The following is a 13,924-nucleotide window of genomic DNA, read 5'->3' on the forward strand; positions in this document are numbered from 1 at the left end:
TTTCGGCTTCGGCGCGGCGCTGTTCGGCGGCGGTTTCGGCGGCTTCGAGGGCGCGCTCGGCCTCGGCCTTCAGGCGCGCGGTTTCGGCGGTGGTGAGTTCGGTGAGTTCGGTGGCGGCGGTTTCGGCGTCGGTGCGGACGCGTTCGGCGTGGGCCTCGGCGGCTTCGCGGACGGCGGTGGCCTCGGCGGCGGTGCGCTCGGTCAGCTCCGCCGCGGCGGTTTCGGCTTCGGCGCGGCGCTGTTCGGCGGCGGTTTCGGCGGCTTCGAGGGCGCGCTCGGCCTCGGCCTTCAGGCGCGCGGTTTCGGCGGTGGTGCGTTCGGTGAGTTCGGTGGCGGCGGTTTCGGCGTCGGTGCGGACGCGTTCGGCGTGGGCCTCGGCGGCTTCGCGGACGGCGGCGGTCTCGGCGGCGGTGCGCTCGGTCAGCTCCGCCGCGGCGGTTTCGGCCTGCTCGCGCGCGGCCGTGGCGGCGGACAGCTGCTCGGCGGTCTCCTCGCGCTCCCGGAGCAGCCCGGCGGAGGCCTCCGCGCGCTCGCGCCGGCTCTCCTCGCGCAGCGCCTCGGCGGCGGCCTCGGACTCGGCCCGGGCCCGGGCGGCCTCGGTGTCGGCCTCGGTGCGCACCCGCTCGGCGTCGGCCACCGCGGCGTCGCGCACGGCGTTCGCCTCGGCCTGCGCGTCGGCCCGCACCGCTTCGGCGGCGGCCGTCGCCTCGGCGCGCACCCGCTGGTCGAACTCGGTTGCCCCGCGGCGCAGTTCGGCGGTCTCGCGCTCGGCGGCGGACCGGTTCTCGGCGGCCGCGGCCTTGGCGGCGGTGAGCGCGTCCCGGCCCTGCTGCTCGGCCGTGGCGGTGGTCTTCGCGGCCTCGGCGCGGGCCCGCTCCAGGGTCTGCTCGGCCCGGCCCTGGGTCTCGGCGGCCTGCTCCTTGGCCTGCTCGCGCAGCCGCTCGATCTCGGCAGCGGCGCCCGCGCGCAGGTCGTCCGCGTCGGCCTTGGCCTTGGTGAGCAGATCCTCGGCGCTCTTCGCCGACTCCTCGATCTGCAGCACCGCCTGCCGGCGGGCCTCGCCGCGCACCCGGTCGGCCTCGGCGGCGGCCTGCGAGCGCAGCTCCTCTGCCTCGGCGCGCAGCCGGGCGGCCTCGTCCTGCATCTCCTGGATCCGCTCACGCACGGCGGCGGCGTCGTCCAGGGCGGCGTTCTGGGCGGCCTCGACGGCGGCCTGCGCCTGCTCGCGCAGCCGCTCCGCCTCGGCGGCGGCCTCGGCGCGGATCCGCTCGGCCTCGGCGGTGGCGCCGGTGCGGGCGGCCTCGGCGTCGCGGCCGGCCCGGTCGAGCATCTCCTCGGCGGACTTCGCGGCCTTGGCCAGCTGGGCGGCGGCCTCCGTGGCCCCGGCCGCCCGGCCGGCCTCCTCGGCCTCGCCGCGCAGCTGCTGGGCGGCGGCCTCGGCCTGAGCGCGCAGCTCGGCGACGTCCCGGTCGGCCTGAGCGCGCAGCTCGGCGATCGCGGCCTCGGCCTCGGCGCGCAGCTGTCCGGCCACCGACTCGGCGGTGGCGCGCAGCCGCTCGCTCTCCTCGGCGGCGGCGGCCTTGGCGGCGTCCGCCTCGGCCTGCTGGGTGGCGGCCTCGGCGCGGATCGCGTCGGCCTCCTTGGTGGCCTGGGCGACCATCCGGGCCACCTCGGCGCGGGCGGTCTGCGAGCGCTGCTCGTTGGCGGCCTCGCCGTCGGCGACCTTCCGCTCGGCGGCGGCCTCGGCGTCGGCCTGCAGCTGTTCGGCGGCGGCCTCCGCCTGCGAGCGCAGCTCGGCGGCCTCCTGCCGGGCCCGCTCGGCCTCGGCGACGGCCTCGGCGCGCAGCCGTGCTATCTCCGCCTGGGCGTGACCGAGCTCCTGCTGGGCGCGGGCCTGCTCGGCGGCCGCGGCCTCCTTGAGCCGGCCGATCTCGGCGCGGGCGGCGGCCAGCTGCTGCTCGGCGGCGGCATGCGCGGCGGCGAGCTGCTGCTGGGCCTCGCCACGGGCGGCGTCCACGTCCGCGGCGGCCTGGGCGCCGGCCTGCTGGGCCTGCTCGGAGGCGGCCCGCAGCAGGCGCTCGGCGTCGCTCTGGGCGCGCTGGAGGGCGGCCGAGGCGGCGGCCTGGGCCTCGCCGCGGGCGGCGTCGACGTCGGCGGCGGTCTGGGCGCGGGCGTGGTCGGAGAGCGCGGCGGCCTCGGCGCGGGCGGCGGCCATCATCCGCTCGGACTCGGCGCGGGCCTCCTGGAGCAGGCGCTGGGCCTCCTGCTCGGTGCCGGCCCGGGTCTGCTCGGCCCAGCTGACGTTCTCGTTGACGTGCTGTTCGGCGCTGCGCCGCAGCTCGGCGAGCTCCTCCTCCAGCTGGCGGCGGCGGGCGGCCAGCTCGGCCTCCAGCCGGGCGGTGCGCTCGGCGGCCTCGGCCATGATCCGCTGGGTGGCGGCCTGGGAGTCGCGCAGCTGGCGCTCGGCGTCGGCACGCAGCTGCTGGGCCTGCATCTCGGCGGTGCGGAGCATCTGCTCGGCCTGGCCGGACACGGCGTCGAAGGCACGCGGCTGGGCGAGCATGCGGCGGGACTCGTGCAGCTTGGCCCGGAGCACCTCCACCTGGTAGGCGAGGTCCTCGGCATGCTCGACTGACTTGTCCCGCTCCTTCCGAGTCCGATCCATCTCGGCCTCGAACTGGGAGAGGTGATCGTCAACCTCGTAGCGGTCGTAGCCCCGCACTCCGCGGTCCCATCCATCTCCTGGTCGCGTCCTCGACCCGGCCGGTCCGTGCTCCCGTTGTCCGGGCACCGGTCCGACTGGTCCTTGCATCCGCGGCCGTCCGGACACCCCTGCCTAGCCGGGGACGCCCGCCGCGGTCGTCGGAGTCCGGGGCGGGAGCGCGGTCGATCCGCGTTCCCCCGTCCGGGTGGACTCCTGGGCGAACTCTTGCCTTGTGGAGAATGGTGACAGATCCGTCTTGCGACTGTTCAGCCGTGCCCGCGTAATGGACTCCCCTGCGACGGGCCTCCCACCGGGGCGGACGGGCCTGTCTTCGGCCGTGCTCGTCGTCCCCGTCCCCCGGAGTCTTCGCGCACCTGGGCATTGTAGTGGGAGCGTCTTGCGGGGGAATGGTCGCGTGGGGGTTTTCCGGGTTGCCCGGTGAGGTTACTGACGGGTCATGAGGGTGGCGGGGCGGCGGACGGCCGGGTGCCGCCCCGCGACGGCGGCGGCCCTCAGTGCGCGTCGGGCCCGGCGGCGGTGACCAGCTCGGTCAGCACCCCGCCGCAGTCCTTGGGGTGCAGGAAGGTGATCCGCGAGCCCATCGAGCCGGTGCGCGGCTGGTCGTAGAGGACCCGCACGCCCTTGGCCCGGATCTCCTCGGAGTCGGTGTCGACGTCGGCGGTGCCGAAGGCGATGTGGTGGACGCCCTCGCCGTTCTTCGCCAGCCACTTGCCGACCGGGGAGTCCTCGCGGATCGGCTCCAGCAGCTGGAGGTACGACGCGCCGCCGTCTCCGGTGTCGTTGATCTTGAGCATGGCCTCCCGGACGCCCTGCTCCTCGTTGACCTCGCTGTGGAACACCTCGAAGCCGTAGGTGGCGCGGTAGAACTCGACGGTCTTGTCGAGATCGCGGCAGGCGATGCCGATGTGGTCGATGCGGGTGAGCACGGGGGCCTCCGGTCCGGGACGGGTGCGACGGGACGGCAACAGTGCAGCGCATGCCGGACGGCGGCGCCAGCGATCGGGGTGCGAGTCTGCTCACACGGGCCGGGCGGCAGGGTTCACCCGGATCGACGCGGCACGGTGTTGACTGGATGGTGCCAGTGCGCTCGATCACATCTTGGGTCCGGTGACGGGCGGGTACCAGGTCAGTACATTGAGCGGAATCCTCCACCTGGCCACGACGTGCGAAGGGGCTCGTCCCATGACCAACACCACCTCAGTGATCGTCGCCGGGGCGCGCACCCCGATGGGCCGGCTGCTCGGCTCCCTCAAGGGCTTCTCCGGTGCCGAGCTCGGCGGCTTCGCGATCAAGGCGGCGCTGGAGCGGGCCGGCGTCACCGGCGACCAGGTCCAGTACGTGATCATGGGCCAGGTCCTGCAGGCCGGCGCCGGCCAGATCCCCGCCCGCCAGGCCGCCGTCAAGGCCGGGATCCCGATGAACGTCCCGGCGCTCACCATCAACAAGGTCTGTCTCTCCGGCCTGGACGCCATCGCGCTGGCCGACCAGCTGATCCGGGCCGGCGAGTTCGACATCGTGGTGGCCGGCGGCCAGGAGTCCATGACCAACGCCCCGCACCTGCTGCCGAAGTCCCGCGAGGGCTACAAGTACGGCGCGATCGAGCTGCTCGACGCGATGGCGCACGACGGCCTGACCGACGCCTACGAGAACATCCCGATGGGCGAGTCCACCGAGAAGCACAACACCCGCCTCGGTATCCCGCGCGAGGTCCAGGACGAGATCGGCGCCGCCTCGCACCAGCGGGCCGCCAAGGCCCAGGCCGACGGTGTCTTCGAGGCCGAGATCGTCCCGGTGGAGATCCCGCAGCGCAAGGGCGAGCCGGTCCTGTTCAGCCAGGACGAGGGCATCCGCGCCGACACCACCACGGAGGGCCTGGCCAAGCTGCGCCCGGCCTTCACCAAGGACGGCACCATCACCGCCGGCACCTCCTCGCCGATCTCGGACGGCGCCGCCGCGGTGGTCGTGATGAGCAAGGCCAAGGCCGAGGAGCTGGGCCTCAGCTGGATCGCCGAGATCGGCGCGCACGGCAACGTCGCCGGCCCGGACAACTCGCTGCAGTCGCAGCCGTCCAACGCGATCAAGCACGCGGTCGCCAAGGAGGGCATCACGGTCGAGGACCTCGACCTGATCGAGATCAACGAGGCCTTCGCCGCCGTCGCCTTCCAGTCCACCAAGGACCTCGGCGTCTCGTCGGAGATCGTCAACGTCAACGGCGGCGCGATCGCGCTCGGCCACCCGATCGGCATGTCCGGCGCCCGCGTGGTGCTGCACCTGGCGCTGGAGCTGCAGCGCCGCGGCGGCGGCGTCGGCGCGGCCGCGCTGTGCGGCGGCGGCGGCCAGGGCGACGCGCTGATCGTCCGGGTGCCCAAGGCCTGACCGGAGTACCGACCGATTCACGACGGGGCTGCGGACCACCACAAGTGGTCCGCGGCCCTTCGGCGCAAGGAGCAGCTACCGATGATCGATGTGCCGACCCTGGTCGAGCAGGCCCGGCAGGGCCGTCCGCGGGCGGTCGCCCGCCTGATCTCGCTGGTCGAGAACGCCGCGCCCGAGCTGCGCGAGGTGATGGCCGCGCTGGCGCCGTACACCGGGCACGCCTACACGGTGGGCCTGACCGGCTCGCCGGGCGTGGGCAAGTCCACCTCCACCTCGGCGCTGGTCTCCGCCTACCGGCGGCTGGGCAAGCGGGTCGGCGTGCTGGCGGTCGACCCGTCCTCGCCGTTCTCCGGCGGCGCGCTGCTCGGCGACCGGGTCCGGATGCAGGACCACGCCACCGACCCGGAGGTGTTCATCCGCTCGATGGCCACCCGCGGCCACCTCGGCGGACTCTCCTGGGCGGCCCCGCAGGCGCTGCGGGTGCTGGACGCGGCCGGCTGCGACGTCATTTTGGTGGAGACGGTCGGCGTCGGCCAGTCCGAGGTGGAGATCGCCGCGCAGGCCGACACCACGGTGGTGCTGCTCGCCCCCGGCATGGGCGACGGCATCCAGGCCGCCAAGGCGGGGATCCTGGAGATCGGCGACGTGTTCGTGGTCAACAAGGCCGACCGGGACGGCGCCGACGCCACCGCCCGGGAACTCAACCACATGCTGGGCCTGGGCGAGGCCCGGGACGCGGGGGACTGGCGCCCGCCGATCGTGAAGACGGTCGCGGCCCGCGGCGAGGGCGTCGACGAGGTGGTCGAGGCGCTGGAGAAGCACCGCGCCTGGCTGGACGAGCACGGCGAGCTGGCCGCGCGGCGCCGCCGCCGGGCCGCCGACGAGATCGAGGCGATCGCGCTGGCCGCGCTGCGCGCCCGGATCGGCGATCTGCACGGCGACCGGCAGCTGGCCGGTCTGGCGGAGCGGGTGGTGACCGGCGAGCTGGACCCGTACGGCGCGGCCGACCGGCTGGTGGCGGGCCTGACGGCGTCCTGACGCCCGCCCCGGCCCGGCCCCGCGCGCGGACCGGCGGCCGGCGGCCCCGCGGACGGGCTGCCGGCCGCCGGTCCGTCCGCTCAGCCGCGGCCGCGCAGGCCCCGCAGGTGCTCGGCGACGGGCGCCAGCGCCTCGTACATCGCGTCGAGCTGCTCGGCGGAGAAACGGTCGATGAAGTGCGCCCGGACGCTGCGCACATGGCACGGCGCGACCCGCTGCATGGTCTCCCAGCCCTGTTCGGTGAGGTGGGCGTAGAGGCCGCGGCGGTCGCCGGGACACTCCTGGCGCAGCACCAGGCCGGCGTTCTCCATGCGGGTGATCTGGTGCGAGAGCCGGCTCTTCGACTGGAGGGTTGCGGTGGCCAGGTCGGTCATCCGCATCCGCCGCTCGGGGGCCTCGGAGAGCACCACCAGGATCTCGTAGTCGTTGATCGCGAGGTTGTGCGGCTGGAGTTCACGGCTGAGCTGGTAGTCCAGCAGCTTGGCGACCTCCAGGTGGGCGCGCCACAACCGCTGCTCCCGGGCGGTGAGCCACGGGGTCTCCTCCTCGGGCCCCTCGGCCGGTGGGGCTGAGATGTCGGCGGGGTCGATCGTGTGCGTCTCCATGGACCCCACGATACCGCATTTAGTTCAATGTTGTACGACTTTCCCGGCATTCCCGCCGGGCGGCCGACGCGATCCGGCCACGGCGCGCGCGGGGTGCCCGCCGCGCGCCGTGGCCGTGCGGTCAGAGCCCGAAGCGCCGTCCGAGGTTGCCCAGGTTACCGAGTCCGGGCACGTTCATGTTGGGCAACTGACTGTTGCCCGAGCCGTGCTGGCCCGGCACCCCGCCCATCGGCACCCCGGCCTCGGCGTGCACCTCGCCGACCGAGCGCTCGGCCATCAGTACCTCGCTCGACTGGAGCAGCACCTGGCCGGCGCCGATGAACTCGAACTGGTGCTCCTCGCCGGAGGCCCCGCCCAGCCCGGTGAGCCGGCGCAGGCCGCCGATCAGCCCGTGCATGTAGTCGTGGTCGTAGTGGTGGCACGGCGCCGGGCAGTCCGCCCAGCCGACCAGCGCCTGCGGGTCCACCCGGATCGGCGGCTCGACGAAGTGCACCGGCCCGTTCGAGGCGGCGACGAACTTGCCGGTGCCGATCAGGGTCAGGAACCCGGGGATGATCGACTGCTTGAGCTTCAGGGTGGGCTCGTAGGCCAGCAGGTTCCCCGAGCGGACCGTCAGGTTTCCGTCCTCCAGGTCGTAGGAGTTCAGGTCGAAGGCCCGGTCGGCCAGCAGCAGCTTGCCGCGGCCCTCGGCGACCACCCAGTCCGCCGCGTGCATGGGGGAGTTGAAGTGCCCGAGCAGCCGGTCGGCCGCGCCGGAGCCGACGCCCTTGAAGGAGATGTCGCCGTAGTAGGCGATCATCTTGCCCTTCTGGAGGAAGTACGCGCCGTTGAGGTCGACCGAGAAGGCGTACGGGTTGACGTTGTCGTTGGACGGCAGGCTGTGCGCGTCGTGCACCACCGGGCCGGAGCCGTTCTGCGCCGTGGGCAGCGGGGCCTGCGCGCCGCCGTACTGCTCCTGGGCGTACTGCTGCGGCTGGGCGGGCGGCGGGGGCGGCGGGTAGCCGCCCTGCTGGGGGTAGCCGTGCTGGGGGTAGCCCTGAGGCGGGTGGGGCTGGCCCTGCTGGGGGTACGGCTGGCCGGGCGGCGGCGGGTAGGGCTGCCCCTGTGGCGGATACGGCTGGTTCTGTGGCGGGTAGCCGGGCGGCGGTGCGGCGGGGTAGCCGGGCTGGGTCGGCTGGCCGTACGGGTCCTGGCCGTACGGGGGCTGCGGAGGGTAGGACATCAGAGCTTCTCCTCGCTCGCCTGCACGTACACCGTGCCGTTCCCGGACAGCTCCAGCTGGAACGCCTCGCCGGAGCCGCGGCCGATCATGTCGCGCCACCCGAGCGCGGTGGACAGCTTGTTCTGGACCTGGCCGCGGTGCGCGACATAGGCCTGCGGGTCGACGTGCACCGGCTGGTGCGGGGTGATCGGCAGCTCGAAGACGCCGCCGTGCGCCATCACCGCGACCGAGCCCTTGCCGTCGAGCTTGGTGGTGAACAGGCCCTGGCCGGTCACCTGGCCGCGGACCATGCCCATCACGCCGCCCTGCGAGCCCATGAACATGGTGGACTGCTGCAGCGAGCCCTCGAATGCCAGCAGCCGGTCCGCCTCGACGTACAGGGTGTCGCCGGTCAGGTCGATCACGTGCACGTGGTGGCCGCCGTGGCCGAACATGACGCTGCCCTGGCCCTCGACGGTCATCAGCGGGGTGTCCTCGTTGGCCACCCGGCGGCCGATCATCGACATCACGCCGCCCTGGCCGCCGGTGATGTTCGGCGTGAACCTCACCTCGCCGGTGTACGCGAGCATCGCGCCGCGCTGGCTGAACAGCCGCTGGCCCGGGACGACCCGGGCCTCGATCATCTTGCTGTTGATCTTCGTGAACGCCATCAGACGTCGCCCCCGATGGTCAGCTTCTCGGAGGGCTGCACGTAGACCAGCCCCTCGCCGGTGAACTCCACCTGGACGGCCTCGCCGCCGCCCTCGCCGATGAAGGTGCTCCAGCCGGCGCCGGACTTGATGGAGCGGTTGAGGTTGCCGGTGTGGGCGACGTACGCCCCCGGGTCGACCCGAAGCGGTGTGCCCTGGGAGACCCGCAGGATGATCGCCGGCCCCTTGGAGGTGACGGCGGCCCAGCCGTGGCCCTCGACCTTGGTGGTGAACAGGCCGTTGCCGGCGGACAGGCCGTTCAGACCGGTGAAGGTGGTGCCGGTCTTCAGGGTGCCCTCGGTGCAGAGCAGGTTGTCGGACTCGACGTACAGCGTCTCGCCGTTCAGCCGCACGAGGTTGATCTCGGTGGCCTGGTCGGCGAAGTAGCAGGTGCCCTGTCCCTTCACCTCCATGACCGTCATCTGCTCACCGGTGAGCCGACGGGTCACCATGCCGCGCAGGCCGTCACCGCCCCCGCTGAGCTTCTTGAAGTTCATCTGGCCGGTGTACGCGACCATCGAGCCGTTCTTGGCCTTCACGGAATCGCCGGTCATGTCGACGGCGAGCGTCTTTGACCCCTGGAGTCGAAACTGTGCCACGGCCGCAATCTAGCGGTCGGCGGGCGCGGCGGGGGAGGGGGCGGCGGTGTTCTGGTACGCGTCTGCGACAAAGCGGCCGGTCGGACTCCGGTACCACCCCCGCCGATTGGTTCGGACAGGTGATCGGTGATAATGGACCGGATGCTTGTGAGCCGGTTCACAAGCGATCTCCAGAGTCCCCCGCGTATCGAGGTACCCATCGTGAACAGCAGCGCCGTCCACCGCCTGCGCCTGGTCTCCGGCCCCGAAGGGGTCTCCTTCCTGCTCCTGCTGCTCTGCTCGGTGCTCAAGCGCACCACCGACTTCAACGCCGTCCCGGTGATGGGCATGGTCCACGGGATCCTGTTCATCCTGTACGTCGTCTTCTGGATCATGGCCTGGCAGACGCAGAAGTGGGACGTCAAGCGCGGCGCCCTGCTGTTCATCCTCTCGGTGCTGCCCGGCGGCGGCTTCGTGGCCGAGCGGATGCTCGCCAAGGAGGAGCGCGGCGAGGTCGCGGTGCCGGCCGCGGCCTGACTCCTCCCCGCGACGCGCCGGCAGGCTGCCGGGGCCCCCTCTCCCAGTGGGCCCCGGCAGCCTGCCGTCTTTTCCGGGGGTGGTCCGTTCGTCGCTAGTTGACGTTCACCGCGCTCCACGCCGCAGCCACCGCGTTGACCTCCGGGGCGCCGTAGAGGTCCCTGGCGGCGTTCAGGGTGGCGGCGCGGGCCGCCTTGTAGTTGGTGCTGGAGGTGAAGTAGACGGTCAGCGCGCGGTACCAGATGGCGGCGGCCTTGGCACGGCCGATGCCGGCGACGGTGGAGCCGTTGGAGGTCGGGCTGTTGTAGCTGACGCCGTTGATCACCTTGGCGCCGCTGCCCTCGGACAGCAGGTAGAAGAAGTGGTTGGCCACGCCCGAGGAGTAGTGGACGTCCAGGCCGCCGATCCCGGCGTACCAGGCGTCGGGGGACGTGCCGTCCCGGGAGGGCTTGTCCTGGTAGCGCAGCGGCGTGCCGTTGCCGAAGATGTCGACCTTCTCGCCGATCAGGTAGTCCGGCACGTCCCCCGGCAGGTTGGCGTACCACTCGACCAGGGTGCCGAAGATGTCCGAGGTGGCCTCGTTGAGGCCGCCGGACTCGTTGAGGTACGTGAGGTTGGCGGTGGCCGAGGTGACGCCGTGGCTCATCTCGTGGCCGGCCACGTCGAGGGAGGTCAGCGGGTGGGTGTTGCTCTGGCCGTCGCCGTAGGTCATGCAGAAGCAGGAGTCGTCCCAGAACGCGTTGACGTAGGCGTTGCCGTAGTGCACCCGGTTGCTGGCGCCGACGCCGTTGTTCTTGATGCCGTTGCGGCCGAAGGTGTTCTTGTAGAAGTCCCAGGTCGCGCCGGTGCCGAACTGCGCGTCGACCGCGGCGGACTGGGTGTCGGAGGGGGTGCCGTTGCCCCAGACGTTGTCCGCGTCGGTGTACAGCGCGTTGCCGTTCTTGGCGTTGCCGGTCCACTGGTTGCCGCGGGACGGGTCCTTGAGCTGGTAGGTGGCGCCGCTCTGGGTGGTGTTGAGGGTGACGGTGCCGACGTGCACACCCTTGCCGGTGCCGTTGACGGTCTGCACCTCCTCGTGGGTGGAGAGGACCTGGCCGGTGGCGGCGTCGGTGACCAGCTGCTGGCGGCTCGGGGTGCCGTCGGCCCGCTCGCCGTGGACCGCCGTCCGGTAGGCCAGCCGCGGGCTGCCGTCGCCGGCCCAGACCACCAGGGCCGGGGTGCCGGCACCGTCGACCCGGGTGACCGGGGAGGCGTCCTTGTCGGTCGGGGCGATGCCGACGGTGGCCCGGACCGAGTCGACGGCCTGGGTGGAGGCGGTGCCGGCGGAGATCGCCGGGGTCAGGCTCGCCAGTGCGAGGCGGCCGTCGAAGGCCCGGTCCACCGAGGCGATCGTGCCGTTGGCCTTCTGGTGGACGACCAGGTCGCCGCCGAGCACCGGCAGGCCGGCGTAGGTGCGGTCGTAGCGCAGGTGGCGCGTGCCGTTGGCGTCGACCACCACGTCCTTGACGACCAGCTTCTCCTGGCCGCCGAGGGCGAGCGCCCTGGCCACCGGGGCGGCCTGCTGCCCGGCCAGCGCGATGAGCGAGTCGCGCTGCTGGACGGGGGCGGCGTGGGCGGGGGCGGCGGCGACCTGGATGGCGCCGGCCAGCAGGACGGAGGCGGAGAGTACGGCGCCGGCTGTCAGCTTTCGCTTCACGTACGGGTTCCTTCCACGAAACCGCGGGTGCGCGGTCACGCCACGTACCGGGGCGCCGGGGTCGGCGCCAGGGGGCGGTAGGGCGCGGACGTGCTGGTCCCGTGCGGCCTGACGCACCGTCGATGGGTGGGGGCGACGGGCGTCCGGACGGGGCTTTGGTCAGAAGCATGACAATAAAGGGCATGGAAGGACAGGTCGCCGCCGGGGATTGGCCAGGTTTCGCCAAGACCCGCACGGATGGGTTCGGGTACGACAGTTGACCGGTTCGTCCCGGTCGGTCCGCTGGCGGGTTCCCGCCAGCGGCGCGTCTTGCCGCCACCGTCCGGCGTTGCTACGCGGGCGAAGGGAACGGAGACGTCCGGGGCCTCCCCTCCCAGCGGGGCCCCGGACGTTTGCCTCGGCGGGCGTCAGTTGACGTTGACCCCGCTCCACGCGGCCGCCACCGCGTTGTACTCGGTGCTGCCGGCGCCGTAGAGGTCGGCCGCCGCGCTCAGGCTGCCGGTGCGGGCCGCCTTGTAGTTGGTGGTGGAGGTGAAGTAGACGGTCAGCGCGCGGTACCAGATCGCCGCCGCCTTGTCCCGGCCGATGCCGGTGACGGTGGAGCCGTTGGAGGTCGGGCTGTCGTAGGCGACCCCGTTGACGGTCTTGGCGCCGCTGCCCTCGGACAGCAGGTAGAAGAAGTGGTTGGCCACGCCCGAGGAGTAGTGGACGTCCAGGCCGCCCACCGAGGAGGACCAGGAGTCGGCCGAGGCGCCGTCCTTGGAGGGCTTGTCCATGTAGCGCAGCGGGGTGCCGTCGCCGTTGATGTCGATCTCCTCGCCGATCAGGTAGTCCGGCTTGTCGGCGGGGAGGTTGGCGTACCACTCGACCATGGTGCCGAAGATGTCCGAGGTGGCCTCGTTGAGACCGCCGGACTCGCCCGAGTAGTTCAGGCCGGCGGTGGCCGAGGTGACGCCGTGGGTCATCTCGTGGCCCGCGACGTCCAGCGCGGTCAGCGGGTTGGTGTTGTTGGTGCCGTCGCCGTACGTCATGCAGAAGCAGGAGTCGTTCCAGAACGCGTTGACGTAGTTCCGGCCGTAGTGGACCCGGCTGGTGGCGCCGACGCCGTTGTTCTTGATGCCGTTGCGGCCGAAGGTGTTCTTGTAGAAGTCCCAGGTGGCCGCCGCGCCGAACTGGGCGTCCACCGCGGCCGACTGGCGGTTGGCGGCGGTGCCGTCGCCCCACACGTTGTCGGTGTCGGTGAGGAGGGTGCCGGAACCGGAGGTCTTGCCCTTGAGGTCGCTGGTGGACTGGCCACCGCGCGAGGCGTCCTTGAGCGAGTAGGTCGAGCCGCTCTGGGTGGTGGTCAGCGGGACGGTGCCGACGAAGACGCCGGTGCCGGTGCCGGTGGCGGTCTGCACCTGCTCGTGGCTGGAGAGGACCTGGCCGGTGGCGGCGTCGGTGACCAGCAACTGACTGCTGGGGGTGCCGTCGGCGCGGACACCCTCGACGGTGGTCCGGTAGGCCAGCCGCGGGTTGCCGTCGGCGGCCCAGACGACCAGCTGGGCGGCGCCGGCCCGGTGCACCCGGGTGACCGGGGACTCGTCCTTGTCGGCGGCGATGCCGACGGTGGACTGCACCGCGCCGGTGGCCTGGTCGGCGGCCCGGTCGGCGGGGATCCCCGGGGTCAGGCTGGGCACCGCGATCTGCGCGGTGACGGCCTTGTCGACCGCCTTGACGGCGCCGTCGGCGGCCTGGTGCACGACCAGGTCGCCGCCGAGCACCGGCAGGCCGGCGTAGGTGCGCTCGAAGCGGAGGTGGCGGGTGCCGTTGGCGTCCACCACGGCGTCCTTGGCGACCAGCTTCTCCTGGCCGCCCAGCCCGAGGGCCTTGGTCAGCGGATCGGCCTGACCGTTCGCCAGCGCGATCAGGTCGGCGCGCTGCTGCGCGGCCTGCGCCTGGACCGAGGGCGTGGGGGTGGCCTGGGCGGCGGTGCTCACCTGGATGACGCCGGTGACGAGGGCGGTGGCGGAGAGTACGGCGCCGGCTGCGAGCTTTCGCTTCACGTACAGGTCCTTCCGGGAAACCGCGTGTGCGCGGTCGCGCCGCGCTCCGGGGTGCCGGGCTTGGCACCTGAGGGGCGGAACGGGCGCTGACGTGCTGCTCCGTGCGGTCCACGGTGGTCACCGGTGAGTGGGGCGGTGGCCACCGAACGGGGCTGGCGGAAAGCATGACAATCCAACAAGTGAAATGACAGGTCTCGTTCATGGATTGGCCAGGTCTCGCCAACGCGACGGAAGGTGAACGGCGTGACGAACGGGACGAATCGCCCCGCCGTTCGGCGGGTTACCGCCCGAACCGACGCCTGGTGGCGGGGCGGACGCCGCCGCGGGGGCCAACCGGCCCGCCGTCGGGGATGGTTGGTGCCCGTTCACACCCCCGCAACGTGCTGGTACGTACCTGACAGGTCGACTGGCGG

General features: G+C 72.8%; 10 protein-coding genes and 1 pseudogene. 3 read left to right on the forward strand and 8 right to left on the reverse strand.

Features of this window, described 5'->3' with window-relative positions:
- Both ACFVVU_RS24595 and mce read right to left on the reverse strand, forming a co-directional pair.
- Positions 1–2,665: pseudogene (locus tag ACFVVU_RS24595) on the reverse strand (hypothetical protein); the annotation flags it as partial.
- A gap of 551 nt (positions 2,666–3,216) precedes the next feature.
- Positions 3,217–3,651 (reverse strand): methylmalonyl-CoA epimerase, encoded by a 435-nt coding sequence (gene mce, locus ACFVVU_RS24600; protein ID WP_355371384.1) that lies wholly within the window; start codon positions 3,649–3,651, stop codon positions 3,217–3,219.
- Between the two features lie 256 nt (positions 3,652–3,907).
- On the opposite strand from mce, the gene ACFVVU_RS24605 reads away from it, so the two are divergent.
- Positions 3,908–5,101: an acetyl-CoA C-acetyltransferase gene (locus tag ACFVVU_RS24605; protein WP_380688879.1), complete on the forward strand. Its 1,194-nt coding sequence runs from the start codon at positions 3,908–3,910 to the stop codon at positions 5,099–5,101.
- A gap of 81 nt (positions 5,102–5,182) precedes the next feature.
- On the forward strand, positions 5,183–6,139 hold the full coding sequence (gene meaB / locus ACFVVU_RS24610) for a methylmalonyl Co-A mutase-associated GTPase MeaB (protein ID WP_380715387.1): 957 nt from the start codon (positions 5,183–5,185) through the stop codon (positions 6,137–6,139).
- Positions 6,140–6,219: 80 nt separating this feature from the next.
- Here meaB and ACFVVU_RS24615 read toward each other — a convergent pair whose 3' ends face one another.
- The 4 genes from ACFVVU_RS24615 to ACFVVU_RS24630 form a co-directional block, all read right to left on the reverse strand.
- Positions 6,220–6,744 carry a MarR family winged helix-turn-helix transcriptional regulator gene (locus ACFVVU_RS24615; protein WP_380689434.1) on the reverse strand — a complete coding sequence of 175 codons (525 nt, stop codon included), beginning with the start codon at positions 6,742–6,744 and terminating at the stop codon, positions 6,220–6,222.
- A gap of 121 nt (positions 6,745–6,865) precedes the next feature.
- Positions 6,866–7,672, reverse strand: a complete 807-nt coding sequence (locus ACFVVU_RS24620; protein ID WP_380689443.1) for an AIM24 family protein — start codon at positions 7,670–7,672, stop codon at positions 6,866–6,868.
- Positions 7,673–7,965: 293 nt separating this feature from the next.
- Positions 7,966–8,616: an AIM24 family protein gene (locus tag ACFVVU_RS24625; protein ID WP_380689437.1), complete on the reverse strand. Its 651-nt coding sequence runs from the start codon at positions 8,614–8,616 to the stop codon at positions 7,966–7,968.
- Positions 8,616–9,254 carry an AIM24 family protein gene (locus ACFVVU_RS24630; protein WP_355372792.1) on the reverse strand — a complete coding sequence of 213 codons (639 nt, stop codon included), beginning with the start codon at positions 9,252–9,254 and terminating at the stop codon, positions 8,616–8,618. Before ACFVVU_RS24630 ends, ACFVVU_RS24625 begins: the two co-directional genes overlap by 1 nt.
- A gap of 141 nt (positions 9,255–9,395) precedes the next feature.
- On the opposite strand from ACFVVU_RS24630, the gene ACFVVU_RS24635 reads away from it, so the two are divergent.
- Positions 9,396–9,770, forward strand: coding sequence for a DUF3817 domain-containing protein (locus tag ACFVVU_RS24635; protein WP_387792227.1), 375 nt, complete (start codon positions 9,396–9,398; stop codon positions 9,768–9,770).
- 94 nt (positions 9,771–9,864) lie between these two features.
- Here the strand turns inward: ACFVVU_RS24635 and ACFVVU_RS24640 are convergent, their stop codons facing one another.
- Together ACFVVU_RS24640 and ACFVVU_RS24645 are read right to left on the reverse strand one after the other, a co-directional pair.
- On the reverse strand, positions 9,865–11,466 hold the full coding sequence (locus tag ACFVVU_RS24640) for a M4 family metallopeptidase (protein WP_387792229.1): 1,602 nt from the start codon (positions 11,464–11,466) through the stop codon (positions 9,865–9,867).
- Positions 11,467–11,873: 407 nt separating this feature from the next.
- Positions 11,874–13,511 (reverse strand): M4 family metallopeptidase, encoded by a 1,638-nt coding sequence (locus ACFVVU_RS24645; protein ID WP_387792231.1) that lies wholly within the window; start codon positions 13,509–13,511, stop codon positions 11,874–11,876.
- Between the last annotated feature and the right edge of the window lie 413 nt (positions 13,512–13,924).

The sequence above is a fragment of the Kitasatospora sp. NPDC057965 genome (assembly GCF_042887135.1).
Taxonomy (GTDB): domain Bacteria; phylum Actinomycetota; class Actinomycetes; order Streptomycetales; family Streptomycetaceae; genus Kitasatospora.

What these genes read in the sequence shown, in the direction of transcription:
- ACFVVU_RS24625 (WP_380689437.1), bottom strand. Translation starts at nt 8,616, where the DNA reads ATGGCGTTCACGAAGATCAACAGCAAGATGATCGAGGCCCGGGTCGTC.
- meaB (WP_380715387.1), top strand. Translation starts at nt 5,183, where the DNA reads ATGATCGATGTGCCGACCCTGGTCGAGCAGGCCCGGCAGGGCCGTCCG.
- ACFVVU_RS24605 (WP_380688879.1), top strand. Translation starts at nt 3,908, where the DNA reads ATGACCAACACCACCTCAGTGATCGTCGCCGGGGCGCGCACCCCGATG.
- ACFVVU_RS24615 (WP_380689434.1), bottom strand. Translation starts at nt 6,744, where the DNA reads ATGGAGACGCACACGATCGACCCCGCCGACATCTCAGCCCCACCGGCC.
- ACFVVU_RS24635 (WP_387792227.1), top strand. Translation starts at nt 9,396, where the DNA reads ATGCTTGTGAGCCGGTTCACAAGCGATCTCCAGAGTCCCCCGCGTATC.